The organism is Kitasatospora sp. NPDC002227 (assembly GCF_040296285.1).
In the GTDB taxonomy this organism is placed as follows: domain Bacteria; phylum Actinomycetota; class Actinomycetes; order Streptomycetales; family Streptomycetaceae; genus Kitasatospora.
In genome coordinates this window covers 54,703-78,758 of sequence record NZ_JBEOWY010000036.1, presented here as the reverse complement: position 1 = coordinate 78,758, position 24,056 = coordinate 54,703, and the positions used below count along the sequence as shown (strand labels likewise).

Genomic DNA, 24,056 nt, shown 5'->3' with positions numbered 1-24,056 from the left:
GCGAAGCCGGCCCGCGCGACCGTCGCGGGCCACAAGGAGCGGGGAGTACTCGGACCGGCGGCGCCGCCGTCGCCCGGGGTGACACACGGCACCCCGGGGCGCCGGCGGGTCGAGCTCCGCCGCGCACGTGCGATCCGATGAGATACGCACTTCCAGCTCCTTTCGAACTTCGCAGTTGCCAATGTTAGCAACTCCTAAGTCATCTTGTGCGGGCTCCAGTGGATGTGTGGACAGCAGGCCGTGCGCCGCGGCCGCCCCGGGGCGCGGAACGCTCAGTGGCGGTGGCCGCCGACGTAGAAGAGCAGGATCACGAAGAACGCGAAGAAGTGCGTACCGGCGATGTAGATCGCGGCCCTGGTCCAGGCCTGCTTGCGCTTGGCCTTCTCGTCGTCGATTGCGCCGCTCATGGGCGAGGGTTCCTGTCCGGCCCGACCGCACGAGGTCGGGGGCGAGGGCGGATGTGCAGGCGCAGGCCCGTGGTAGCGGCGTGGTCGAGGACCTCGCGCAAGGCGGCGAGGTCGACCGTACGGGCCGGGACGGCTGTGCCGTGGTCGTCGTAGGCAGTGATGTCGAGACGCAAGCGGACCTCTTCTTTCCGGAGCGGGGTCAGTAGCCGGGCCGGGGCAGCAGGACGACCTGCGAGACCGCCGGCCGGCGCGGCGATCACGACAAGTCCGCCGTCGCGTAACCGATGACCTCGGGCGCGCTCGGGCAGACCCGGCCCTGCTCGGCGAGCGACGGTGAAACCCTCCACCACCGGCGCTGGTACGCATGCCATGAAGCGCCCGATCCCGCCAAGGGCGGCGGCTATCAGCAGCACCCCGGCGAGCAGACCGACCGTCAGCACGCAGCTGGTGCCGTACCGGTGCACGATCGGCACCAGCACCACCGTCATGGCCCCGGACGGGCCGGAGACCTGGAGGTTCGAACCGCCGAAGAACGCGGCGAGCGCCACGACCGCCGCGGTGAGACCGGCAACCAGGTCGAGATTGGCATTCTTGAGCGGAAGTCACCGGCATCTTGCACCAACGCGCAGACGCCGTCACTATCGAGCAGGACAACCACTGGTCCACACCAGTGGCATGCGCAGTACATCCTCCTGCGCGCCACCCTCCGCTGTCCCGATCCGGATCGCCCCTCTGCTCCGACCACCCGCCCCAGGGAGACCCCTTGCGTCTGCTCCGGCTCCTGGTCGCCGCGGCCTGCACCGCCGCCGGCCTCACCCTGCCCGCCGCGGCCGCCGGCCCGGCCACCGCCGCCACCCCACCGCCCCAGACCGTCCCGGCCCTGCGCCAATGGACCCCCGGCACCGGCACGTTCACCTTCACCGCCGGCACGCGAATAGCCGTAGACCCGGCCTACAGCACCCAACTCGCCGACGAGGCAGCCACGTTCGCCGACGACCTCAGCGCCCTCGAGGGCCGCACCGTCCAGGTGGTCACCGGCACGGCGGCCGCCGGCGACATCGCCCTCACCCTCGGCGACGCCTCACTGCCCGCCGAGGGCTACCGGATGACCGTCGGCCCGTCCATCACCGTGCAGGCCGGCACCGACACCGGCGCCTTCTACGGCACCCGGACCATCCTCCAACTGCTCCACCAGTCCCCGACCATCACCGCCGGAACCGCGGTGGACTGGCCCACCAAGGCCGAGCGCGGCCTGATGATCGATCAGGGCCGGAAGTTCTTCACCGTCACCTGGGTCAAGCAGCACATCAAGGAGCTGGCCTACCTCAAGCTCAACTACTTCCACTTCCACCTTTCCGACACCTTCGGCTTCCGCCTGGAGAGCTCCACCCACCCCGAGATCGTCTCCACCGACCACTACACCAAGCAGGACATCGCCGACCTGGTCGCCCTCGGCCAGAAGTACCACGTCACCATCGTCCCCGAGATCGACACCCCCGGGCACATGAACGCCATCCTCGCCGCCCACCCCGAGCTCAAGCTCAAGAACAGCACCGGCACCGTCAGCGACGAGTTCATCGACCTCTCGCTCCCCGGCTCCTACACCCTGATCAAGGACCTGATCACCGAGTACCTGCCGCTCTTCCCCGCCTCCTACTGGCACATCGGCGCCGACGAGTACGTCACGGACTACACCCAGTACCCCCAGCTGCTCACCTACGCCCGCGCCCACTACGGCGCGAGCGCCACCGCCAAGGACACCTACTACGGCTTCGTCAACTGGTCCGACGCCATCGTCCGAGCCGCCGGCAAGACCACGCGGATGTGGAACGACGGCATCAAATCCGGCGACGGCACCGTCACCCCGAACGCCGACATCACCGTCGAGTACTGGTACAACTACGGCCTCACGCCTCAGCAGTTGGTGAACGCCGGGCATGTCGTCGCCAACGAGTCCTGGACCCCGACCTACTACGTGCTCGGCGGCGCCAAGCCCGACACCCAGTGGATGTACGAGACTTGGACGCCTGACCTCTTCCAGGGCTCCAACACCCTCAGCGACGGAACGAAGAACCTCGGTTCACTCATCCACGTCTGGTGCGACAACCCGACCGCCGAGACCGAGGACCAGATCGCCGTCGGCCTCATGTACCCGCTGCGCGGCCTCGCCCAGCAGACCTGGGGCTCCCCCAAGCCGGCCGCCACGTACGCCGGTTTCACCCCGATCGTCACCGCCGTCGGCCACAACCCCGCCTGGCCCGGGCTCTCCCAGCCCGGCAACCTCGCCCTGCACCACCCCACCACCGCCTCCAGCACCGAGACGCCCAACTTCCCCGCCACCGCAGCCACGGACGGCGACGGCGCCTCCCGCTGGTCCAGCGCCTACAGCGACCCGCAGTGGCTGCAGGTCGACCTCGGCTCCGCCCAGGCTGTCGGCAGGGTCGTGCTGCGCTGGGAGGCCGCCTATGGCAAGGCCTTCCAGCTCCAGCTCTCCGACGACGCCACCACCTGGCGCACCGTCTACTCCACCACCACCGGCACCGGCGGCACCCAGGACATCACCGGCCTCACCGGCTCCGGCCGCTACCTCCGCCTGTACGCCACCCAGCGGGGCACCACCTACGGCTACTCGCTCTACGAACTCGAGGCCTACGCCCCCGGCGGCCTGGCCGGCACCCACGTGATCGCCACCGGCGCCACCGCCCTGGACGACCCCGCCAGCTCCACCACCACCGGCACCCAGCTCATCACCTGGACCACCCACGGCGGCCCCAACCAGCAGTGGCAGCTGACCCCGAACCCCGACGGCACCTACACCATGGTCGACGGAGCCTCCCACCTCTGCGCCGACGTCACCGGCGGCTCCACCACCGCCGGCGCCGCCGTCATCCAGTGGACCTGCACCGGCGCCGACAACCAGCACTGGACCCTCACCCCACTCACCGGAAGCGGCGGCGGGTACACCATCGCCTCCAAGAAGAGCGGCCTGCTCCTCACCACCGCCGCCACCACCGACGGCGCCCTGGTCACCCAGCAGCCCGACAACGGATCCGCCCTCCAGCACTGGCAGCTGAGCTGAGCCGACCGGCTCAGCCGATCCCGAACCAGCCGAGCACCGTCTGCACCAGCAGGATGGTGGACATGGCGGCCACCCCGATCACCACGGCGGTGGCCGCCATGCGGTAGCGCGGGCCGTTGGCGGCGTCGCCGAGCACGGCCCGGCGGTTGGTGAGGACCAGCAGGTAGACCAGCACGATCGGGCTGATCAGGCCCTGCAGCACCTGAGTGCCGATCAGCAGCTGGATCACGTCCACCGGTGTGAGGGCGACGATCGCGCCCAGCGCGATCTGCGCGGTGAACACCCCGAGGAAGAGCGGGGCGTCGCGGAAGCTCCGCGAGACCGAGCGCTCCACCCCGGCGGCCTCGCCGACGGCGTAGCTGGCCGAGAGCGGCACGACGGCTCCGGCCAGCGCGGAGGCGCCGATCAGGCCGAAGGCGAACAGCAGCTCGGCGCCGTGCCCGGCGACGGGCTTGAGCGCCTCGGCGGCCTGGGCGGCGGACTCCAGCGGGCCCGAGCCGCCGATCGCCGAGGCGGTGGCGATGATGATGGTCAGGCTGATCACGCAGGCGAACACCGCGCCGAGCACGGCGTCGGCCCGGATCAGCTTGTAGTCCTCCGGCTTGGCCCCCCGGTCGACCACCCCGGCGGCGGCGTAGAACTGCATGTACGGGCTGACGGTGGTGCCGATCAGGGCCACGGCCAGCAGGACGAAGTCCTTGCTCGGCTCGATGTGCGGTACGGCCAGGTGCTCGCCGACCTGGCCCCAGTCGGGCCGGCCGAGGACCATCGCGACCGGGTAGGCGAAGAACGCCAGCGACATGATCAGGAAGATCCGCTCGGCCCACTTGTAGGAGCCGAACAGCACCAGGGACCAGAGCAGCACGGCGGCCGGCGGGATGACCGCCCACTTCGGCACCCCGAGGAGCTCGAAGGCCGCGCCGATCCCGGCGAACTCGCTGACGACCAGTCCGGTGTTGGCCAGCCCCAGGCAGAACACGGCGAGCGCGGTCAGCCGGAGGCTGAACTGCTCGCGGATCAGCGCGCCGAGGCCCTTGCCGGTGTGGGCGCCGAGCCGCACGGCCATCTCCTGCACCATCACCAGGGCGACGGTGACCAGCACCATGAAGAACAGCGTGCCGTAGGTGAACTGCGAGCCGGCCGAGGCGTAGGTGGCGATGCCCGCGGCGTCGTTGCCGGCGTTCGCGGCGACCAGGCCGGGGCCGGCCACCATGGCCACGGCGGCGATCCGGCGCCAGCCCCGACGGCGGGCCGGAACGGCCACAGGCGCGGCCGCGGTGTCGAGGTCGGTGGTCACTTGAGGAGCCTCCGGAAGTGCAGGCGCCCGCGCTCGGGCAGCAGGGCGTCGAGGATGTCGTCGGCCAGGACTCGTCCGAGCGGGCGCCCGGTGTCGTCGGCCACCAGCAGCGAGGTGGCCCGGGCGGCCACCAGCCGGTCGGCGGCCTCGGCCAGCCTGGTGTCGGGGTGCACGGTCACCGGCGGGCCGAACTGCCCCAGCCAGTCCAGGAGATCCCCCACGACCGCGGTGTCCTCGGCGACGGTCAGGTCGAACAGCGGGAGGTCGCCGAGCAGGCGGCCCTCTTCGTCCAGCACGGCGACGGCGTCGATCTCGGTCCGGTGCTCGGCCTGCGCGGCCAGCTCCGCCCGTACCTCGGCGATGGTCTGCGCGGGGTGCGCGGTGACCACCAGGGTGGTCATCGCGCCACCGGCCGTGCCCTCGCGGTGGGTGAGCAGGGAGCGCAGCTCGGCCGCCTCGCCGTCCGGCATCCGCTCGAGCAGGGATTCGCGCTCGCCCACGCGCAGGTCGCGCAGCGCGTCGGCCGCCTCGTCCGGCTCCATCTCGTCGAGCAGCCGGGCGGCGTGCTCGGGCGGGGCCTCGCGCAGCAGGTTCTCCAGCTCGGCGGGCTCCATCTCCTCCAGCGCGTCGGCGGCCTGCTCCGGCTCGAGCCAGCCGAGCAGCTGCTGGCGCTCGTGCCGGCCGAGGTCCTCCAGGATGTCCGCGAGGTCGGCCGGGCGCAGCTGGTGCAGGGCGGAGCGGGAGGCGCGCAGCCGCACCTCGGCGGGGCCGTGGGTGGCCTGCTCGCCGAAGGGCGCGACGGACTGCCAGTCGAGCACCCGCTCGGGGGTGGGGCGGGCCTGCCAGCGGCGCGGGCCGAGCCGGCGGAGCAGGGTCGCCAGGGAGACGTCCACACCGACCAGCACGGTGCGGTCCGGCAGCGGAGCCAGGTAGAGGTCGGCGGCACGGGTGACCTGGATGCCGTCCACGTCGACGAGTTGATGGTCCATCACCTCACGGGCCAGCAGCACCTCGCCGGGGCGGCGCGCGTAGTCGCGCAGGTCCACCCGGGCGGTGCTCAGGCGCACCTGGCCGTCGTGCACCTTGCCGACGGCGGTGGCGGGCAGGAAGGTGCGGCGGCGCCCGATCCGGATGATCAGGCCGGTGACCGGCGGGTACGGCTCGGGCCCGTACAGCCGGGCGACCACGTCGACGACCCGGCCGACCTCCTCGCCGGCCGGGTTGGTGACCGGGCCGGCGATCAGCCCGGCCAGCGAGACCAGTGAGGCGCGGACGGTACGGGTGGCGGTGGCACGGCGGGCGGTCTCGACCTTGCGGTCGCGCAGCCGGGCCGTGGTGGACATGAACAGAGCGGTGGCAACCACGGTGAACACCCCCTATGCCTCGGCGGGAGCGAGGCGGCAGGCGGCCGCCGGGCACAGCTGCGCCGGCCCTGGGGCGTGCGGGCACGCCGACGCGGCCCACCGGGCAGGCAGGAGTGCCGCGGGTGGTGCGTCTCAGGGGAGGAGGAGCTGCCCGGGGCCGGGGAAGGACGGCGAGGACAACACGGGGAAGGGCCGACTATGGCCCGGACTACTGTCCATCTCGCCTCCTCCCGGTCACGGCCGCGATCGTCGTCGCGGCGGCACGGCAAGGGGAACCGGGAGACACCCGGTACACCCCAACTCGTCAGAGCTTTGGCACTCCACGGCGTGTCCCGCCCGGGGGCGGGAAGCCACTTGGGGTCACCCCTTAGGTCGGGGAGACCTGTCCTGATCCGGAGCGTCTCTCGACGGGTGGGATCAGTGGCCTGTGTCCGTGAAGACGCCTCACCGAACGAGGTGTCTGTTCAAACCTGTCCAAGGATAGTCCCACCGGACGCCGGAAACCCAATCCTTGACCCGAGCTTGACCGGCCGCCACCGGGCTGCCCGGCCACCGGCCGGTCAGGCGGGTCGGCCACCGGGCCGGTCAGGCGGGCGGGTTGGGGCGGGCCAGGCCGCGGTCGTAGGCGAAGATCACGGCCTGTACCCGGTCCCGGGCGCCGATCTTGGCCAGCACCCGGCCGACGTGGGTCTTCACGGTGGACTCCGCGAGGACGAGCCGCTCGGCGATCTCGCTGTTGCTCCAGCCCCGGGCGACGGCGACCAGGATCTCGTGCTCGCGCTCGGTGAGGGCGCCCAGCCTGCTGTCCTGGGCCGCGACGGGGGTGCGCACGGGCAGGTGGTGGGCGTACGCGTCGAGCAGGCGCCGGGTGACGGCGGGGGCGACCACGGCGTCCCCGCCGGCCACCGCGCGGATGCCGGACAGGAGCTCCTCCGGGTGGGCGTCCTTGAGCAGGAAGCCGCTGGCCCCGGCCCGCAGCGCGGAGTGGGCGTACTCGTCCAGGTCGAAGGTGGTCAGCACCAGGATCCGGGACCGGCCGCCGGTGGTGACGATCCGGCGGGTGGCCTCGATGCCGTCCATGCCGGGCATCCGGATGTCCATCAGCACCACGTCCGGCCGCAGGTCCGCGGCCAGCCGCACGGCCTCGGCGCCGTGGGCGGCCTCGCCGACCACCTCGGTGTCGGGCTGGCTCTCGAGCAGCATGCGGAAGCCGTAGCGCTGGAGCGGCTGGTCGTCGACGATCAGCACGGTGGTCACGCCGGTCCCCCTGTCAGATCGGCGGTGTCGGTCCTCAGGTCGAGCACGGCCTCCACCGTCCAGCCGCCGCCGGGCGCCGGGCCCGCGGTGACGGTGCCGCCGTAGAGGGCGGCGCGCTCCCGGATGCCCGACAGGCCGTGGCCCTCGCGGTCCGGCGGCGCGGGCGCGGCTCCACCGGCCGGCGGGCCGCTGTCGCGGACCAGTACGCGCAGCCGGGCGCCCTCGGAGCTGAGCGAGACGTGCGCCCGGGTGTCGGGGCCGGCGTGCTTGAGGGTGTTGGTCAGCGACTCCTGGACGATCCGGTAGGCCATCAGTCCGACGCCCCGGTCCAGTCCGTCGAGATCTCCGGACACCGAGTAGACCACCTGCGGCCCGGCGGCCCGGATCCGGGCGCAGAGCCCGTCCAGGTCGGTGATGCCCGGCTGCGGGGTGAACTCGGCGGCGGCCTCGCCCTGGTCGCGCAGTACGCCCAGCACCCGCCGCAGCTCCCCGAGCGCCTGGCGGCTGGTGTCACCGATCAGCAGCAGCGCCTCGCGGCCGCGCTCGGGGGAGCTGCGGGCCGCGTACGCGCCGCCGTCGGCGAGGGTGACGATGACGGACAGGTTGTGGCCGACGATGTCGTGCATCTCCCGGGCGATCCTGGTCCGCTCGGTGACGGCGGCCAGCCGGCTGCGCTGGTCCCGCTCGATCTCCAGCCGGGCCGCCCGCTCGCGCAGCCCGGCCAGCTGGGCGCGCCGGATCCGCACCGCGATGCCGAGGGCGACGGCCGCCGTGGCCGCGCTGAACAGGAAGAACAGCGCGTCGCCGACCGGAAGTCCGCCGGCCACCTCGGCGGCCACCAGCCCGGTCGCGGCGGTCATCGCCGCGCACGCCCAGGCCAGCTGCCGCAGCCTGCCGTGCAGGGCCAGGCTGTAGAGGGCGACCAGCAGCGCGACGTCGGCCCGCAGCGCGGCGCCCAAGGACCACTGGAGGACGAAGACGGTCATCACGGCGGCGAACGCCGCCGTGGGCAGGCGCCGGCGCCACAGCAGCGGCAGCACCAGCCCGGCCTGCAGGGCCGCCGTCGCGCCGAGCGGCAGCCGGGTGAAGTGCAGCCGGTGCTCGCGCGAGCCCTCCACCCCGCCGTGGAGGAGGTCCGGCAGGCAGAACAGCAGGACGACCACGGCCACCACGGCAGCGTCCAGCAGCCACGGCCGGGCCCGGTCCGCCTGCCGGACGCGCTGGCCGAGGAGGGCCAGCCGCCCGAGCAGGTCGCCGGAGGACGACGCGGAAGGGTGGCTCACGGTCGTCACCTGCCGTAGGAGGGGAATGGACTGCGAGTCTCTCAGACGTCCGAGCGCACCAGGCGCACGGCCGCCCCGGCCAGGGCGAGCACCGTCCAGGCCAGGAAGACCAGCAGCCCGGCGGTGGGCGAGAGCGTGGTGGTGTCGTGGTGCAGGGCGAACATCGCCTCCCCCGCATGGCTGGGCAGGTAGGGGCTGAGGTGGCTCTGCCAGTCGGTGGGCAGCAGCGAGACCAGGCCCGGCACCAGCATCAGCGAGGCCACCAGGACGGAGATGCCGCCGGCCACCGAGCGCAGCAGCGCGCCGAGCGCGACGCCGATCACCCCGACCAGCGCCAGGTAGACGCTCGCCCCGAACAGCCCGCGCACCGCACCGGCGCTGGAGAGGGTCATCGCCGCCCGGGTACCGGCCAGGATGCCGGTGTCGGTGAGGAAGGCGGCGAACACCCCGACGGTGGCCAGCACCAGCGCGATCACGGCGTACACGCCCGCCTTGGCCCACAGCACCGGCAGGCGGCGCGGCACGGCGGCCAGGGTCGAGCGGATCATGCCGGTGGAGTACTCCCCGGCGGCGATCAGCACCCCGAGCACGCCGAGCGCGAGCTGGGCGAAGTTGGTGCCGAACAGCGAGAGGCTCAGGGTGCTGGCGTCGGCGAAGTCCCGGTCCATGTGCCGCCCGGAGTCGAGCCGGGACTTGAACTGGGCGGCGGCGATCAGGCCGAACGCGATCAGGAAGACCAGGGCCAGGCCCAGGGTGATCCAGGTCGAGCGCAGCGACCACAGCTTGGCCCACTCCGAGCGCACCACCCGTGCGGCGGTGACCTTGTACGCGGGGCGCGCGGGGCGGGCGTCGGCGGCCGGGGCGGCCGGGCTCGGTGCGAGGGTGCTCATGCCGCGCTCCTCAGGGTCTCGGCGGGGGCGGTGGTGGTGCCGTGGTACTCGACGGCGTCGCGGGTCAGGTCCATGAACGCCTCCTCCAGGGAGACGGTGCGGGGGCTGAGCTCGTACAGCGCGATGCCGTGCTCGGCGGCGGCCGTGCCGATCTCGCGGGCGGTGCGACCCGTGACCAGCAGCTCCTCGGAGCCGGAGCGGCCGGTGATCTCCACCCCAGTGCCGGCCAGCACGGAGCGCAGCTTGGCCGGGTCGGCGCTGACGACCTTGACGATGTCGCCGCCCGCCTGGCGGACCAGCTCCTGGACGGTGGTGTCGGCGAGCAGACGGCCCCGGCCGACGATGATCAGATGGTCCGCGACGAGGGCGACCTCGCTCATCAGGTGCGAGGAGACGAAGACGGTCCGCCCCTCGGCCGCGAGCGAGGTGAGCAGGTTGCGGATCCAGAGCACGCCCTCGGGGTCGAGACCGTTGACGGGCTCGTCCAGCATCACGGTGGCCGGGTCGCCGAGCAGGGCGGCCGCGATGCCGAGCCGCTGTCCCATGCCGAGCGAGAACGCCCCGGCGCGCTTCTTCGCCACCGACTGGAGGCCGGTGAGCTCGATGACCTCCTCGACCCGGCGGCGCGGGATGCCGTGGGTGTGCGCCTGGGCGAGCAGGTGGTTGAACGCGGTGCGGCCGGGGTGGATCGACCTGGCCTCGAGCAGCGCGCCGACCTCCTGCAGCGGGGCGGCGTGCTCGGCGTAGCGGCGGCCGTTGACCCGCACCGAGCCGCTGGTGGGCGCGTCCAGGCCGACGATCATCCGCATGGTGGTGGACTTGCCCGCCCCGTTGGGCCCGAGGAAGCCGGTGACCGTGCCCGGCTTCACGGTGAAGTCCAGCCGGTCGACGGCGGTCTTCTCCCCGTACCGCTTGGTCAACTGGTGTGCCTCGATCATCGCTCACCCTCACGCTCGTGGGCCGCCTGCGCGGCGGCCGGTGCCTCCACGCTAGGGAGGCCGGCGGCGCGATCCGTGGTACCCGGGGCGGATCATCCCGGGGCGGGTAGTACCCGGGTACCACGGGCGGGTTCAGCCGCGCAGTCGCGCGAGCCAGGCCTCGACGGCGTCCGGCGAGCGGGGCAGGGCGGCGGAGAGGTTCTCACGGCCGTCGGCGGTGACCAGGATGTCGTCCTCGATCCGCACCCCGATGCCGCGGTACTCCTCGGGCACGGTCAGGTCGTCCGGCTGGAAGTACAGGCCGGGCTCGACGGTGAGCACCATGCCGGGCTCCAGGGTGCCGTCCACGTACGCCTCGGTGCGGGCCACCGCACAGTCGTGGACGTCCAGGCCGAGCATGTGGCCGGTGCCGGAGAGGGTCCAGCGGCGGTGCAGGCCGAGTTCGAAGGCCTCCTCCACCGGGCGGTCGCCGAGCAGGCCCCAGGCGGCCAGGTGTTCGGCGAGGGTGCGCTGGGCGGCCAGGTGGAAGTCCCGGAAGGCGGCGCCGGGCTTCACGGCGGCGATGCCGGCCTCCTGGGCGGCGAGCACGGCCTCGTACACCTTGCGCTGCACGGGGGTGAAGCGGCCGCTGACCGGGAGGGTGCGGGTGATGTCGGCGGTGTAGAGGTGCTTGGTCTCCACCCCGGCGTCGAGCAGCAGCAGGTCGCCCGGGCGGGCCTGGCCGTCGTTGCGGACCCAGTGCAGGGTGGTGGCGTGCGGCCCGGCGGCGCACACGGAGGGGTAGCCGGAGTCGTTGCCCTCGATCCTGGCCCTGGTCCAGAAGGTGCCCTCGATCCGCCGCTCGGGCGTCGGTGTGTCCGTGCCGAGCACCCGCACCACGTCCTCGAAGCCGCGGGCGGTGGCCGCGCAGGCGAAGCGCAGCTCCGCTATCTCGAACTCGTCCTTGACCAGGCGCAGTTCGGAGAGGAAGACGCGGAACTCCTCGTCGCCCTCGGCGGTCACCCGCCCGCTCAGCACCGCCTCGACCTCGGGGTCGTAGCCGCGCAGCAGGCGGACCGGGCCCGCCACCCGGCCCAGGTGCTCCAGCACGGAGCGGACGTCGTGGCAGGGCAGGCCGAGGAGCTGCTCGCTCTCGGCGAGGGTGTTGCGCCGGCCGTCCCAGAGCTCGCCGCGCTGGTCCCGCCAGAACTCGCCGTTGCCGCGGTCGGACCGGGGCAGCAGGTGGGCACTGGCCCGGTGGCCCGCTGCCGCCGGCTCCAGCACCAGCACGGCCTCCTCGGACTGGTCGCCCGTCAGGTAGGCGTAGTCCGAGGAGGCGCGGAAGGGGTACGGGATGTCGTTGGCGCGCACCTTCGACCGGCCGGCCGGGACCACCAGCCACTCGCCGGGGAAGCGCGCGGAGAGCGCGGCCCGGCGGCGGGCCGTGTGCGCGGCCTGCGGGAGCGGCTCCAGGTCGTACTGCTCGGTGTCGGCCCACCCCTGCGCCATGTTCGCGGCGAGCTCCTCGCTCACGCCCGCGATCAGGCCGTTCTTCCGGGCCTTGCGCTCACCGGCGGGCACTTCGGGGGACACGTGCTCGGCCAAAACCGCCTCCTGGACGACTCGGTCGGCTGACGGATGATCAATCGACGGCCCCGGCAGGCTACTTGGCGAGCACTCCGGTGCCAAGCACCGGTTCCGCCGGTCCGGCCAGCGCGGCGGCCACAGTGTCCAGGGCGGCGTCGGCGGACTCGCCGGCCAGGTAGAAGTGGCCGCCGGGGAAGGCGTGCTGGGTGCTCGCTCCGGCGGTCACCACCGTCCAGCGGGCGATGTCCTCGGCGCTGTAGTGGTCCTCCTCCCCGCCGAGGAGGGTGAGCGGGCAGTGCAGCAGCGGGCCACTGGGCGGCTCCGCGAGGTAGGAGTCGCAGAGCGTGAAGTCGGCACGCAGCACGGGCAGGAGGAGCTCGAGCAGCTCCGGGTTGGCGAGGACTTCCTCGGAGGTGCCGCCCATCGTGCGCAGGTCCGCCACGAACTCCTCGTCGCTCCAGCCGGCCCTGCCGGGCTTCGGCGGTTCGGTGCCGGGGCCGCCGCAGCCGCTCAGCAGCAGCTGCTCGGGGCCGCGCTCGCCGAGCCGGGCCGCCGTGAGCGCGAGGCCGTGGGCGAACAGCGCGCCCATGCTGTGCCCGAACAGCGCGTAGGGCCGGTCGAGTTCGGGCCGCATCGCCGCGTACAGCTCGGCCAGCGCCGAAGGGTAGTCCGTCAGGAGCGGCTCGCTGAACCGGGCTTCGCGGCCGGGCAGGTGGACGGCCCGCAGCTCGACGTCCGCGGGGAGCCGGTTGGCCCAGCGCCGGTAGAAGCTCGGGCCGGCGCCGGCCGGCGGGAGGCAGAACAGCCGCAGCCGCGCACCGGGCCGGGGCGCGGGGGTCTGCAGCCAGGGGGTGCGGGGCACGGTGGTCATGGGTACTGGTCCTCGGCGCTGGGCGGGGTGACGGTCCGTCCGGTCCAGCATCTCAGGCCCGGTCCGCCGCCCTCGCGGCGCCCCACCGCCGGGCGGCTCAGTCCTGCCCCGGCGCCGGAGCCAGGCCGGCGGTGCGGGCGGCCACCCGGGCCTGGACGGTGAACAGCCTGTCCCGGGCCTGCCGGTCGAGCTTGTCGAGGTGGCCGTAGGCCTCCAGGGTCACGAAGCCGTGCACCGTCGCCCAGGCCAGCAGCATCGCCTCCTCGGCGTCCGGCACCGGCACGCTGCCGAACCGGCCGCGCTCGGCCGTGTCCGTGACGAGCTCGACCAGGTGCTCCATCGCCCGCCGGGCGGCCACCACGGTCGGGCCCTCCTCGGGGGCCGCGTAACCGGGCACCGGGGAGCCGAAGATGAGCGCGAACCGCTCGGGGTTCCGCTGCGCCCAGGTGCGGTAGGTCGTGCAGACGGCCAGGAACCGGCCGTCCAGGTCCTCGGCCGGCAGGGTGCTGCGGGTGGCCGTGAGCTCGTCCGAGAGGCTGTGGTAGGAGTCGGCGACCAGCGCGGTCAGCAGTTCGTCCCGGTCGGCGAAGTAGCGGTACAGCGCGGGCGCGGTCATCCCGAGGCTGCGGGCGATGTCGGTGAAGCGGAGGTTCGCACTGCCGTGCTCACCGATCAGGCCCAGGGCGGCCTGCTTGATCTCCTCCACCGTCCCGGCCCGCAGCCGCTCCCGGCGGGTGCGGCCCTCGCCCACCTCAGTCATCGCGTCTCCCTTCGGCCCGTGCGACCGGCACCACATTGACAATCCGTACCCGTCGATGGATACGTTACGCCTCATAACAGCGTTATGGAACGTAACGCTTTGCTGGGGCGGAGCCCCGCACGACGTAACGGAGGACCTCATGCCCCAGCCACCGCAAGCCGTCACCGGGCCGCACCGGCCCGGGCCGCTCGGCCGAATAGCCGGCTGGAGCTTCCGCCACCGGGGCCGCACGGTGCTGCTGTGGCTGCTCGCCGTCGGCGTGGCCGTCGGCCTCTCGGCCGGCCTCGGCGCCAAGTACAGCGCGGACTACACCGCCCCCGGCTCCGACTCCAAGCAGGCCCAGCAGCTGCTCACCCGGGACTTCCCGGGCCTGGGCGGCGAGTCCGTCAGCCTGGTGCTGCACTCCGACTCCGGTGTGACCGGCGCCGCCACCCGCGACCAGGTCAAGAGCCTGCTCGGCCGGATGAGCCAGGTCGCGCACGTCGGCGGCATCGACGACCCGTACGGCCCGCGCGGCAAGGTCTCCCCCGACGGCCGCACGGCCCTGGGCCAGATCCACCTCGACGTCACCAGCGCCCCCGACATGCCCAAGGAGGACACCCACCGGCTGCTCGACCTGGCCAAGGCCGCCGACGGCGGGCTGCAGGTCCGCCTCGGCGGCATGGCCGTCCAGCAGGCGGAGCAGGGCGCGATCGGCTCCGAGGGCATCGGCATGGCGGCCGCCGCCCTGATCCTGGTGCTCACCTTCGGCTCCGTGGTGGCCGCCGGCCTGCCGCTGCTCACCGCGCTCGGCGGACTCGCCGTCAGCAGCACCCTGCTGCCCGTCCTCGCCGCCGTCATGCCGGTGCCGGACTGGTCCACCTCGCTGGCCGCGATGCTCGGCATCGGCGTCGGCATCGACTACGCGCTGCTCCTGGTCACCCGCTACCGCGAGTGGCGCGCCGAGGGCCTGGACTCCGAGGCCGCCACCGTCGCCGCCCTGGACACCGCCGGGCGCGCCGTCGTGGTCGCCGGGCTGACCGTGGTGGTCAGCATGCTCGGGCTGTTCGCGATGGGCCTGTCCTTCATGCGCGGCGCAGCGGTCTCGGCGATCCTCTCCGTGCTCGTCGTGCTCGCCGCCTCCGCCACGCTCTTCCCCGCCCTGCTCGGCTACCTGGGCCGGCACATCGAGCGGCTGCGCCTGCCGCTGCCCCGCCGCAAGGCCGCCGAAGGCACGGTGGGCTCCGGCTGGCTGCGCTGGAGCCGCCTGGTCGAGCGCCACCGGGTGATCGGCGCCGTCGTCGGCGTGGTCGTCCTGCTCGCGCTCGCCGCGCCCTTCCTCGGCGTGCGCTTCGGCTTCCCCGACGCGGGCAACGACCCGGCCGGGCGCTCCAACCGCCAGGCGTACGACACGGTGGCGGCCGGCTTCGGGCCGGGCAGCAACGGCCCGCTGGTCCTGGTCGCCGAGCTCGCCCCCAGCACCCGCCCGGACGCGGCCGCCGGACTGCCCGCCACGCTGCGCGCGGTGCCCGGCGTCGTCGCCGTCACCCCGCCGGCCCCCAGCGCCGACGGCCGCTCCCTGCTGCTGACGGTCGTGCCGGCCACCGGCCCGCAGGACACCGCCACCAAGACCCTGGTCCGGAACCTGCGCGACCACGTCCTGCCCACCGCCGCGGGCCCCGGCGTCCAGGTCCACGTCGGCGGCGCGACCGCCGCCGCGATCGACTCCACCGACAACATCGCCCGCCGCATCCCGCTGCTGGTCGGCGGCGTGGTGACGGTCTCGATGCTGCTGCTGGTCGTGGCCTTCCGCAGCCTGGCCGTGGCCCTCAAGGCCGCCGTGATGAACCTGCTCTCGGTCGGCGCCGCGTACGGTGTGGTCGCGCTCGTCCTGCGGGGCGGCACCGCCGGGCAGCTGATCGGCATCGACAACCCCACTCCGCTGCCCGCCTTCGTCCCGGTGCTGACCTTCGCCGTCCTGTTCGGGCTCTCGATGGACTACGAGGTGTTCCTGGTCAGCCGGATGCGCGAGGCCTGGCTGCGCTCGGGCGACAACGCCGAGTCCATCGTCAGCGGCCTGGCCGGCACCGCCCGGGTGATCACCGCGGCGGCCGCCATCATGGTCGCCGTGTTCGCAGCCTTCGTCCCCTCCCCCGACCTCCCGATCAAGGTGATCGGTGTCGGCATGGGCTCGGCGATCCTGATCGACGCCACCCTGGTGCGCCTGCTGCTCGTCCCGGCCGTGATGCACCTGCTCGGCCGCGGCAACTGGTGGCTCCCCGCCTGGCTGGACCGCCGGCTGCCCCACCTCCACGTCGAGGGCCACACCGAGTTCTACCTGCCCTCCCCCACCAACGAGGAGCCCCGCTCCCCCGCCCCCGTCGGCTGACCGCCCTCGGGCCTCCGGCACCCGCCGGAGGCCCGAGCCGCGTTGACGGCCCATAAGGTGATCATGTGACGATCTCCGACCCGACCGTGCAGGCCCTGATCACCGACCCCTACGCCGGCTACGCCGCCCTGCGCGCCGCCGGCCCCGTGCACCGGGTCACCGGCCCGGACGGCCTGCCGGTCTGGCTGGTGACCGGCTACGCGGACGTACGGCGGCTCCTCGCCGACCCCCGCCTCGCGCTCGACAAGGCCCATGCCGCCCCCGGCAACTACCAGGGCCTGCGGCTGCCGCCCGCCCTCGACGCCAACCTGCTCAACCTGGACCCGCCCCACCACACCCGGATCCGCCGGCTCGTCTCGCAGGCCTTCACCCCGGCCCGGATCGCCGCGCTGCGCGGCCCGGTCGAGCGCGTCGCCGAGCAGCTCCTGGACGCGATGGCCCCACTCGGCCGCGCCGACCTGCTCACCGCCTACGCGGCGCCGCTGCCCATCACCGTCATCTGCGACCTGCTCGGCGTCCCCGCCGACGACCGGCACGACTTCCGGGCCTGGACGGACACCCTCATCACCCCCGACCCGGCCTGCCCGCAGGACGCGAAGGCCGCCGTCGGCGCGATGCTCGCCTTCTTCACCGACCTGATCGGGCGCAAGCGCCGCGAGCCCGCCGACGACCTGCTCTCCGACCTGATCGCCGTCCGGGAGGAGGGCGACCGGCTCAGCGAGGACGAGCTCACCTCCCTCGCCTTCCTGATCCTCTTCGCCGGCTACGAGAACACCGTCCACCTGATCGCGAACGCGGTGCTCGCGCTGCTCACCCACCCCGAGCAGCTCGCCGCCCTGCGCGCCGACCCGTCGCTCGTCAGCGGCGCCGTCGAGGAGTTCGCCCGCTTCGACGGCCCGGCCCCGCTGGCGATCCGCCGATTCCCCCGTGCGGACGTCACCATCGGCGGCGTCACCGTCCCCGCCGGTGAGACCGTCCTGCTGGCCATCGCCTCCGCCAACCGCGACCCCGCCCGGTTCGCCGACCCGGACCGGCTCGACCTGCGGCGCGAGGCCGGCGGCCACCTCGCCCTCGGCCACGGCATCCACTACTGCCTCGGCGCCCCGCTCGCCCGCCTCGAGACCGAACTCGCCCTCACCGCCCTGCTGCGGCGCTTCCCCGCCCTCGCCCTGGACGCCCCCGCCGACGACCTGCGCCACCGCCCGGCCCTGCGCGCCCGCGGGCTGCTCGCCCTCCCCGTCCGGTACTGATCCACTGTGCTGACGGGGGCTCAGCGCTAGACTTCCGTGCTGTCAGGCGATGTGTCGGACTCGCTCCGACCGACCCCGGGAGCGCCGATCGTGACCGAGACCGACCTGCCCGACCCGTACGGGAGCAGTGCCGACGTCATCGTCGTGGGCGCCGGCCCGGCGGGCTCCGCTGCGGCGTACCACCTGGCCCGGGCGGGGCTGGACGTCCTGCTGCTCGAGAAGACGGCCTTCCCCCGGGAGAAGGTGTGCGGGGACGGGCTGACGCCGCGGGCGGTCAAGCAGCTGACGGATATGGGCATCGACGTGTCCGAGAGCGCCGGCTGGCTGCACACCAAGGGCCTTCGGGTCGTCAGCCGCCGCGCCCAGCTGGAGCTGGACTGGCCGGAGTCCGCGGCCTTCCCGGACTTCGGGATCGTCCGCCGCCGGGCCGACTTCGACGAACTGCTGGTCCGCCGGGCCGAGGCGGCCGGCGCCCGGCTGGTCGAGCTGGCGAACGTGTCCGGGCCCGTACTGGACGACCGCACCGGCCGGATCACCGGCGTCACGGCCGGACTCGGCCCCGAGAAGCGGCCGGTCTCCTTCGCCGCGCCGCTGGTGGTGGCCGCCGACGGCAACTCCACCCGGCTGGCCGTGTCCATGGGCCGCCACCGCCGTACCGACCGCCCGATGGGCGTCGCCTTCCGGACGTACTTCACCAGCCCCCGGCACGACGACCGGTACCTGGAGTCCTGGCTGGACCTGTGGGACCGCCGCGGGGCCCAGCCCCGGCTGCTGCCCGGCTACGCCTGGGTGTTCGGCATGGGCGACGGCACCAGCAACGTGGGCCTGGGCGTGCTCGACACCTCCGGCGGCGCCGAGCCGGACTGGCACGAGCTGCTGCGCACCTGGTGCGCCGAAGTACCGGCGGAGTACGGCTTCACGCCCGAGCACATGACCACCCCGATCCGGGGCTCGGCCCTGCCGATGGCCCTCAACCGCCGACCCCACTACGCGGACGGGCTCCTGCTGGTCGGCGACGCCGGCGGCACGGTCAGCCCGACCACCGGCGAGGGCATCGCCTACGCCCTGGAGTCCGGCCGCCTCGCCGCCGAGGTCGCCGTCCAGGCCCACGCCCGCCGGACGGCAACGGGCCGCGAACGCACCCTGCAGTCCTACCCCCGGGCCCTCAGGGACACCTACGGCGGCCACTTCACCCTGGGCCGCGCCTTCGTCAAGGTCATGGGCCACCCCCAGGTCCTGAAGCTGTGGGCGGACCACGGCCTGGCCCGCCCGACGGCGATGAAGTTCGTCTTCAAGCTGATGGTCAACCTCGCCGAGCCGACCGCCGGCGACCCGACGGACCGCGTCATCAACGCCCTGACCAGGCTGACCCCCAGGGGCTAGCTTGATCTTCAACCTGTGCGGCGAGGTGCGGGGAGCTTGGGCGGGTCGGCGGGGCAGAGTGCGTCCGGGATGTCGAACTCGGTGCTCTGTCCGTGCGTCACCCGGCGGACCTCCGCCTTGAGCAGGATGCGCCCGACCTGGTCGAGGACCCGGCGGGCCAGGACATGGTGCTCCTCGGCCCGGTTCACCCGCTCCTCCAGGTGGGCCGCCCCGGCCACCGCGTGTTCCCAGCGGCTGGCCGGCACCTCCATCCAGTCGGCGACCTGACGGCCGACCATCCGCCGGATCACGGCGGGGACCGCGCCCCGCACCCCCGGCGGTGCGATGTGGTGGTAGAGCTCCAGCAGGGCCTCGGTCAGCGCGACGCCCTCGGCGGACGGGCCCAGGTGGTGCGGCTCCATCTCCCGCCAGACCTGCCGGGCCTCGGCCAGCGTGTCGGGGGCGGCGTCCGGCCGCAGGCCCAGCAGCACGCCGACGACCCGCCAGGTGTAGTAGTAGTCCTCGGCCTCCTGCGGGGAGCAGTGGATCCCCATCCGCTCCATTCCGTCCAGGACCGTGACCGAGAAGATCAACGTGGCGCCGAGCAGGTCCTCCTGACAGATCGGGACACCGTGCTCGGCGACGTCCCAGTGGCCGTCGCGGATCAGCAGCTGCCGCACCGCCGCATGGATGAGACGGACCTTCTGGATCGCGGGGATCAGGTCCCCGTGCGGCCCGAGCGGGTCCGGCGCCATCATGTGCAGCAGGAACTGCGTGGTCTCGGACAGCCGCCGGTGCGGGTGGTCGAGGCGGTGGGTGGTGTGCAGCAGCTTCGCGCCCATCGGCGCCGCGTAGCACCCGACCATCGCCCCCAGCGACAGCGCCGAGGCGACGTGCACCCCGTCGTGCCGGAAGAACGCGTGCACCCGCGCGATGCGCTCGGCGTCCACCCAGTCCGGCACGGGCCTGGTCCCGGTCAGGTAGGCGCGCAGGACGGCCGGCAGGTCCTCCGGCACCAGCTGGTCGTTGTGGCGCAGGCCGTGCAGCACCTGGTTGGCATGCGCCATCTCGCCCGAGTCCAGCAGCTCGACGACCACTTGGTCGGCCAGTGGGTCCCCTTCACTGCGCAGGACTGCCGGCGACGGCCTGAGGTACTCCACCACGTCTGATCCGCTCTCTCGACGCGAGCCGGCGCCTCGGCCGGGCCGGTCGACACCGTCAGGCTGCTCACGCCGGGCGCCGGTCCAACCGGGAACCCGCCAAACCCATCCGATCGGATGGACCCGCCCCTACTCGATGCCCTCCGGCTCCGCCTCCTGTTCGACGCGGCCCTGCGGCCCGGCCAGGCCCCGGCGGACCGAATCCAGGATCGTCATGCCCTGGCCGACCAGCCCGGCGGCGATCTCACCCAGGCCGTCGGTGCCGTTGAGCACGTTGACGTTGGCACCCGCCAGCCCGCCGGCCGCCTCCTTGACGATCTGCGGCAGCTGGTCGATCAGCATCCGGTCCAGCGCGACCCGGTCGTACGAAGCCGCCGCCTCGGCCTGGATCTTCATCCGCTCCGCATCCGCCAGCGCCAGCGCCCTGATCCGCGCGGCCTCCGCCTCGGCCGGCTTCACCACCTCGGCGACCAGCTGCTGCTGCCTCAGCTCGGCGGCGCGCTGCGCCAGCTCGGTCTGCGCCGCCAGCACCTCCTGCTGCGCGTGCGCCTGCGCCAGCGGGCCAGCCTGGGCGGCCTGGGCCTGGGCCCGGTCCACCTCGGCGCTGTACTGCGCCTTCACCACCGCCGTCTCCCGGGCGTACTCGGCCTGCTTGCGGGCCGACTCCTGCTCCGCCTCCACCGCGACCTGAGTGGCCTGCGCCTGGGCGATCTGGGCCTGGCGCTGGATGGCCGCCCGGTGCGGGGCCGACATCGCGGCGATGTAGCCGGTGTCCCCGTCGTCGATCGACTGGATCTGCAGCGAGTCCACGATCAGGCCGATCTTCGCCATCTCGGCCTTCGAGGTGTCGAGCACCTCGGTGGCCAGCTTCTGCCGCTCGGTGACGATCTCCTCGACCGTCATCGAGCCGATGATGGCCCGCAGGTGCCCGGCGAAGATCCGCCCGGTCAGCACCGACATCTGGTCCTGGTCGGAGAGGAAGCGCTGGCCGGCGTTGACGATGCTCTCGGTGTCGTTGCCCACCTTGAAGGCGATCACCGCCCGCGCCGTCAGCGCGATGCCCTGCTTGGTCACACAGGTCTCGGCGACCTCCGCCTCGCACATCGCCAGGGTCAGGAACCGGACCTTGCGGAAGACCGGCGGCACGAACGTCCCGTGCCCGGTCACCACCCGGAACGGCGCACCCGCCAGACCCCGTCTCCCACCGGAGATCAGCATCGCCTGGTCGGGCGCGGGAACGCGATAACCGAACATCCTGGTTGCCTCCTCAGCGGAATCCGGCTGGGGCGCCGGTGGGGTCCGTCCACTCGATGACATCGACCTGCCGGGCACCGCGCGAGTCGATCACCAGCACGGACGTCCCCTCCGGCAGCGGCTCCTCGGACCAGGCCAGGAAACTCTCCGTCCCGCCCCTGATCCGCACCACCACCTCACCGGGCCCGGCGGCTCCCCTGGTCGCGATCACCAGCACCCCGGGGCACCCGATCACGGCCTCGTCCACCCCCATCGCCGGCCGCCCCTCTCACCTGTCGCACGTCGCCCAGTCACCCTGCCAGCACCGACCGCCGACACCGGCCAGGCGCGCGAGCGGGTCACCGTACCGGAGCAGCCCGCCCGCGTGTCCGGCCGCGTCCGCCCGGGTCGGGGCGGTGGCGTTGCGTACGGTCGGCGGGGGCGCCGCCGAACTCCGGGCGGCGGACCACACCTCCGTCGAAGGAGACCGGCAGCCGTGCAACGCAAGTGGTGGACGCTGATCGCCGTCTCGGTCGCGACATTCATGCTGCTGCTCGACATCACGGTGGTGAACGTCGCCCTGCCGTCCATCCGCAAGGACCTGGACGCGAGCTTCACCGACCTGCAGTGGGTGTTCGACGCGTACACCCTCTCGCTGGCCGCGCTGGTGCTGACGGCCGGTTCGCTGGCCGACCGGCTCGGGCGGCGCCGTGCCTTCGCCACCGGGCTGGTGATCTTCTCCGGCGCCTCGCTGCTCTGCGGCCTGGCACCGAACCCGGTCTTCCTCAACGTCTCCCGTGCCGTGCAGGGGGTGGGCGGCGCGGTGATGTTCGCGGTCTCGCTCGCCCTGGTCGCGCAGGAGTTCCTGCCCGGCCGCGAGCGCGGTACCGCGATGGGCATCTACGGGGCGACGATCGGGGTGGCCGTCGCCGTCGGGCCGCTGATCGGCGGCGCGGTCACCAGCTCGCTCGGCTGGGAGTGGATCTTCTTCCTGAACGTGCCGATCGGCGCGGCGGCACTGGTCGTCACCTACCTGAAGCTGGCGGAGAGCCGCGACCCGAACGCCAGCCGGATCGACTGGGCCGGCGTCACGGCCTTCAGCAGCGGCCTGTTCCTGCTCGTCCTCGCGCTGGTGCGCGGCAACACCGAGGGCTGGGGCAGCGCCCTGATCGTGGCGCTGTTCATCGGCGCGGGCGTGCTGCTCGCCGCTTTCGTACTGATCGAGCGCCGCGTCCGGGAGCCGATGCTGCCGCTCGGGCTGTTCCGGCGCCACGCGTTCACCGGTGTGCAACTGGCCGCGTTCGCGGTCTCCAGCTCGCTGTTCGCCCTCTTCCTCTACCTGACCCTCTACCTGCAGAACTACCTCGGCCTCTCACCCTTCGCGGCGGGTGTCCGCTACCTGCCGACCACGCTGCTCAGCTTCCTGGTGGCGCCGGTGGCCGGGGCGCTGCTCTCCCGGGTGCAGGCCCGGCTGATGCTCTGCGCCGGGCTGCTCGCGGTCGGCGCCGGCCTGCTGCTGATGGGCGGCATCCGGGCCGGGGACAGCTGGACGGGCCTGCTGGCCGGCTTCCTGGTCGGCGGCGCGGGCGTCGGCCTGATCAACCCGGTGATCGCCGACGTCGCGGTGAGCGTGGTGCCCAAGGAGCGCAGCGGCATGGCGGCCGGCATCAACGACACCTTCCGGCAGGTCGGCATCGCGGTCGGCATCGCCGTCTGGGGGGCGATCTTCGTCGGCCAGGGCTCCCGCAAGGTCCGCGAACTGACGGCGGGCACGCCGATCGCGGAGGGAGCCCGCCCGCGCCTGCTGATCGAGGCCGCCTCCTCCGGCAGCCTGCCGCAGGCGCTCGACGCCCTGCCCGAACCGGCCCGGGCCGCCGCCTCGGCAGCGGCCCGGGCCGGCTTCCTCGACGGCCTCAACACCGTGCTCATGCTCGGCGGTGTGGTCAGCCTGATCGGCGCCGTCCTGGCCCTGTGGCTGGTCCGGGAGAACGAGATCGACCGCCAGTCGTCACCCGCCGCCGGGTGACGCCGGCTCAGTGGCAGGTGTACGTGAAGGCGGCTGAGGCGGAGCGGGAGTCCGGGGAGAGCACCTCCAGGGTCGCCGTCGCCGCCATGGTGCCCTTGCCCTCGAAGGTCCAGCGGAGCGTCACGTCCGTCTGGTGGCTGCCCTTCGGCACCGGCTGGGCCATGTCGGCGGAGACCGTGCCGTCGCTGCGGCGCCACCGGTAGGTGACCGTGCCGCCCCGGCCCTCGGTCCGCAGCGTTCCGGTGACCGTCTCGGTGCCGTCGCAGGACGGACCGCCCTGGTCCGTGCGAACGGAGACCGCGGTCACCGAGAGCGGCTTCGCGGAGCCCTGCCAGAACAGCCAGCCCAGCACGGCGAGCAGGACCACCAACGGCAGCAGCCACCACCGACGCCGCCGGCGTGGCTTCGGCGCCTCCGCCTCCGTCGGCTCGCCGGGCCGCACGGTGCCGTGCCAGACGGCCGCGGCGAGCGCCGGCACCTCCCCGGCGGCGCCCGGCACCCCCGGGCCGAACCGGCGCAGCCCGTCGGCCCCGGGCTCACCCGTCGCCTCCGCCGGCTCCGGCTCCGGCTGAGCCACCGCAGGGGCAGACAGTTCGACGGTCCCGACGGTGTCGGCCGGGGTGGCCGGGGTGGCCGGGGTGGCCGACAGCTTGACGGTGGCGGCGGTCCCGGCGGGGGCGTCCGACAGCTTGACGGTGGTGGTCTCGGCAGGGGCCGCTGCCAGCTTGACGGTGGAGACGGGCGTGGCCCAGACCTCCTCGTCGAGCAAGGTGGCGCTCTCGGCCTCCTCGCCGAAGGCGGGTACGTCGGCGGACGGGAGCCGCACCGTCGCGGCGGCGGCGGGATCGGGCGGAACCGGTCCGTCGAGGCGCAGCGTACGGTCCTGCTCCGGGGCGGTCTCCGGGGTCGGGCGTTCCTGAGATGTCATCCTGGGGCTCTTCCTGG

The 24,056-nt window shown here is 73.5% G+C and carries 20 protein-coding genes, 1 pseudogene and 1 riboswitch; of the genes and pseudogenes, 5 read left to right on the top strand and 16 right to left on the bottom strand.

What is annotated here, in order from left to right; all coding sequences use genetic code 11:
- Positions 1–272: 272 nt before the first annotated feature.
- From ABT095_RS27145 to ABT095_RS27140, 3 genes and pseudogenes are all read right to left on the bottom strand, one after another.
- Complete coding sequence (locus ABT095_RS27145; protein WP_350532136.1) at positions 273–407, bottom strand: DUF6126 family protein; 135 nt, start codon at positions 405–407, stop codon at positions 273–275.
- Complete coding sequence (locus ABT095_RS38885) at positions 404–667, bottom strand: DUF8834 family protein (protein WP_502885023.1); 264 nt, start codon at positions 665–667, stop codon at positions 404–406. Before ABT095_RS38885 ends, ABT095_RS27145 begins: the two co-directional genes overlap by 4 nt.
- A 39-nt stretch (positions 668–706) precedes the next feature.
- Positions 707–982, bottom strand: a pseudogene (locus ABT095_RS27140) (SulP family inorganic anion transporter); the annotation flags it as partial.
- A gap of 188 nt (positions 983–1,170) precedes the next feature.
- Between ABT095_RS27140 and ABT095_RS27135 the strand changes: the two are divergent.
- Entirely contained in the window at positions 1,171–3,486 is a 2,316-nt protein-coding gene (locus ABT095_RS27135; protein WP_350532135.1) for a family 20 glycosylhydrolase, read from the top strand.
- A 10-nt stretch (positions 3,487–3,496) separates the two neighbouring features.
- On the opposite strand, the gene ABT095_RS27130 is transcribed toward ABT095_RS27135, so the two are convergent.
- The 9 genes from ABT095_RS27130 to ABT095_RS27090 all read right to left on the bottom strand — a co-directional run bounded on the left by ABT095_RS27130 (position 3,497) and on the right by ABT095_RS27090 (position 13,712).
- On the bottom strand, positions 3,497–4,783 hold the full coding sequence (locus ABT095_RS27130; protein ID WP_350532134.1) for an NRAMP family divalent metal transporter: 1,287 nt from the start codon (positions 4,781–4,783) through the stop codon (positions 3,497–3,499).
- Entirely contained in the window at positions 4,780–6,147 is a 1,368-nt protein-coding gene (locus ABT095_RS27125) for a magnesium transporter MgtE N-terminal domain-containing protein (RefSeq protein WP_350532133.1), read from the bottom strand. The genes ABT095_RS27130 and ABT095_RS27125 overlap by 4 nt, the downstream gene beginning before the upstream one ends.
- A gap of 288 nt (positions 6,148–6,435) precedes the next feature.
- A riboswitch (M-box (ykoK) riboswitch) is annotated at positions 6,436–6,610 on the bottom strand.
- A 122-nt stretch (positions 6,611–6,732) separates the two neighbouring features.
- The gene (locus tag ABT095_RS27120; RefSeq protein WP_350532132.1) at positions 6,733–7,404 is read right to left on the bottom strand and encodes a response regulator; all 672 of its coding nucleotides are present in this window, start codon (positions 7,402–7,404) and stop codon (positions 6,733–6,735) included.
- On the bottom strand, positions 7,401–8,696 hold the full coding sequence (locus tag ABT095_RS27115) for a sensor histidine kinase (RefSeq protein ID WP_350532131.1): 1,296 nt from the start codon (positions 8,694–8,696) through the stop codon (positions 7,401–7,403). The genes ABT095_RS27120 and ABT095_RS27115 overlap by 4 nt, the downstream gene beginning before the upstream one ends.
- 32 nt (positions 8,697–8,728) lie before the next feature.
- Positions 8,729–9,577: an ABC transporter permease gene (locus ABT095_RS27110; protein WP_350532130.1), complete on the bottom strand. Its 849-nt coding sequence runs from the start codon at positions 9,575–9,577 to the stop codon at positions 8,729–8,731.
- Positions 9,574–10,515: an ABC transporter ATP-binding protein gene (locus ABT095_RS27105; protein WP_350532129.1), complete on the bottom strand. Its 942-nt coding sequence runs from the start codon at positions 10,513–10,515 to the stop codon at positions 9,574–9,576. The genes ABT095_RS27110 and ABT095_RS27105 overlap by 4 nt, the downstream gene beginning before the upstream one ends.
- 132 nt (positions 10,516–10,647) lie before the next feature.
- A complete protein-coding gene (locus tag ABT095_RS27100) occupies positions 10,648–12,099 on the bottom strand; it encodes an aminopeptidase P family protein (RefSeq protein WP_350532128.1) in 1,452 nt (483 codons plus the stop codon).
- Between the two features lie 58 nt (positions 12,100–12,157).
- The gene (locus tag ABT095_RS27095; RefSeq protein ID WP_350532127.1) at positions 12,158–12,952 is read right to left on the bottom strand and encodes a thioesterase II family protein; all 795 of its coding nucleotides are present in this window, start codon (positions 12,950–12,952) and stop codon (positions 12,158–12,160) included.
- Between the two features lie 97 nt (positions 12,953–13,049).
- Complete coding sequence (locus ABT095_RS27090) at positions 13,050–13,712, bottom strand: TetR/AcrR family transcriptional regulator (protein WP_350532126.1); 663 nt, start codon at positions 13,710–13,712, stop codon at positions 13,050–13,052.
- 139 nt (positions 13,713–13,851) lie between these two features.
- On the opposite strand from ABT095_RS27090, the gene ABT095_RS27085 reads away from it, so the two are divergent.
- The 3 genes from ABT095_RS27085 to ABT095_RS27075 all read left to right on the top strand — a co-directional run bounded on the left by ABT095_RS27085 (position 13,852) and on the right by ABT095_RS27075 (position 18,713).
- Positions 13,852–16,080, top strand: coding sequence for an MMPL family transporter (locus ABT095_RS27085; protein WP_350532125.1), 2,229 nt, complete (start codon positions 13,852–13,854; stop codon positions 16,078–16,080).
- A 71-nt stretch (positions 16,081–16,151) separates the two neighbouring features.
- On the top strand, positions 16,152–17,330 hold the full coding sequence (locus tag ABT095_RS27080) for a cytochrome P450 family protein (RefSeq protein ID WP_350532141.1): 1,179 nt from the start codon (positions 16,152–16,154) through the stop codon (positions 17,328–17,330).
- Between the two features lie 90 nt (positions 17,331–17,420).
- Positions 17,421–18,713: a geranylgeranyl reductase family protein gene (locus ABT095_RS27075; RefSeq protein WP_502885019.1), complete on the top strand. Its 1,293-nt coding sequence runs from the start codon at positions 17,421–17,423 to the stop codon at positions 18,711–18,713.
- Between the two features lie 8 nt (positions 18,714–18,721).
- Here ABT095_RS27075 and ABT095_RS27070 read toward each other — a convergent pair whose 3' ends face one another.
- From ABT095_RS27070 to ABT095_RS27060, 3 genes are all read right to left on the bottom strand, one after another.
- Positions 18,722–19,852 carry an oxygenase MpaB family protein gene (locus tag ABT095_RS27070; RefSeq protein ID WP_350532124.1) on the bottom strand — a complete coding sequence of 377 codons (1,131 nt, stop codon included), beginning with the start codon at positions 19,850–19,852 and terminating at the stop codon, positions 18,722–18,724.
- A gap of 129 nt (positions 19,853–19,981) precedes the next feature.
- Positions 19,982–21,106, bottom strand: coding sequence for an SPFH domain-containing protein (locus ABT095_RS27065; protein WP_350532123.1), 1,125 nt, complete (start codon positions 21,104–21,106; stop codon positions 19,982–19,984).
- A 13-nt stretch (positions 21,107–21,119) separates the two neighbouring features.
- Positions 21,120–21,359 (bottom strand): NfeD C-terminal domain-containing protein, encoded by a 240-nt coding sequence (locus tag ABT095_RS27060; RefSeq protein WP_350532122.1) that lies wholly within the window; start codon positions 21,357–21,359, stop codon positions 21,120–21,122.
- A 222-nt stretch (positions 21,360–21,581) separates the two neighbouring features.
- Here ABT095_RS27060 and ABT095_RS27055 point away from each other — a divergent pair, with 222 nt between their 5' ends.
- The gene (locus ABT095_RS27055) at positions 21,582–23,111 is read left to right on the top strand and encodes an MFS transporter (protein WP_350532121.1); all 1,530 of its coding nucleotides are present in this window, start codon (positions 21,582–21,584) and stop codon (positions 23,109–23,111) included.
- Between the two features lie 7 nt (positions 23,112–23,118).
- Here ABT095_RS27055 and ABT095_RS27050 read toward each other — a convergent pair whose 3' ends face one another.
- Positions 23,119–24,039: a hypothetical protein gene (locus ABT095_RS27050; protein ID WP_350532120.1), complete on the bottom strand. Its 921-nt coding sequence runs from the start codon at positions 24,037–24,039 to the stop codon at positions 23,119–23,121.
- Positions 24,040–24,056: the final 17 nt, after the last annotated feature.

Coding starts and splice junctions, on each gene's coding strand:
- ABT095_RS27110 (WP_350532130.1), bottom strand. CDS start 9,577: ATGAGCACCCTCGCACCGAGCCCGGCCGCCCCGGCCGCCGACGCCCGC.
- ABT095_RS27085 (WP_350532125.1), top strand. CDS start 13,852: ATGCCCCAGCCACCGCAAGCCGTCACCGGGCCGCACCGGCCCGGGCCG.
- ABT095_RS27065 (WP_350532123.1), bottom strand. CDS start 21,106: ATGTTCGGTTATCGCGTTCCCGCGCCCGACCAGGCGATGCTGATCTCC.
- ABT095_RS27105 (WP_350532129.1), bottom strand. CDS start 10,515: ATGATCGAGGCACACCAGTTGACCAAGCGGTACGGGGAGAAGACCGCC.
- ABT095_RS27095 (WP_350532127.1), bottom strand. CDS start 12,952: ATGACCACCGTGCCCCGCACCCCCTGGCTGCAGACCCCCGCGCCCCGG.
- ABT095_RS27060 (WP_350532122.1), bottom strand. CDS start 21,359: ATGGGGGTGGACGAGGCCGTGATCGGGTGCCCCGGGGTGCTGGTGATC.
- ABT095_RS27090 (WP_350532126.1), bottom strand. CDS start 13,712: ATGACTGAGGTGGGCGAGGGCCGCACCCGCCGGGAGCGGCTGCGGGCC.
- ABT095_RS27050 (WP_350532120.1), bottom strand. CDS start 24,039: ATGACATCTCAGGAACGCCCGACCCCGGAGACCGCCCCGGAGCAGGAC.
- ABT095_RS27145 (WP_350532136.1), bottom strand. CDS start 407: ATGAGCGGCGCAATCGACGACGAGAAGGCCAAGCGCAAGCAGGCCTGG.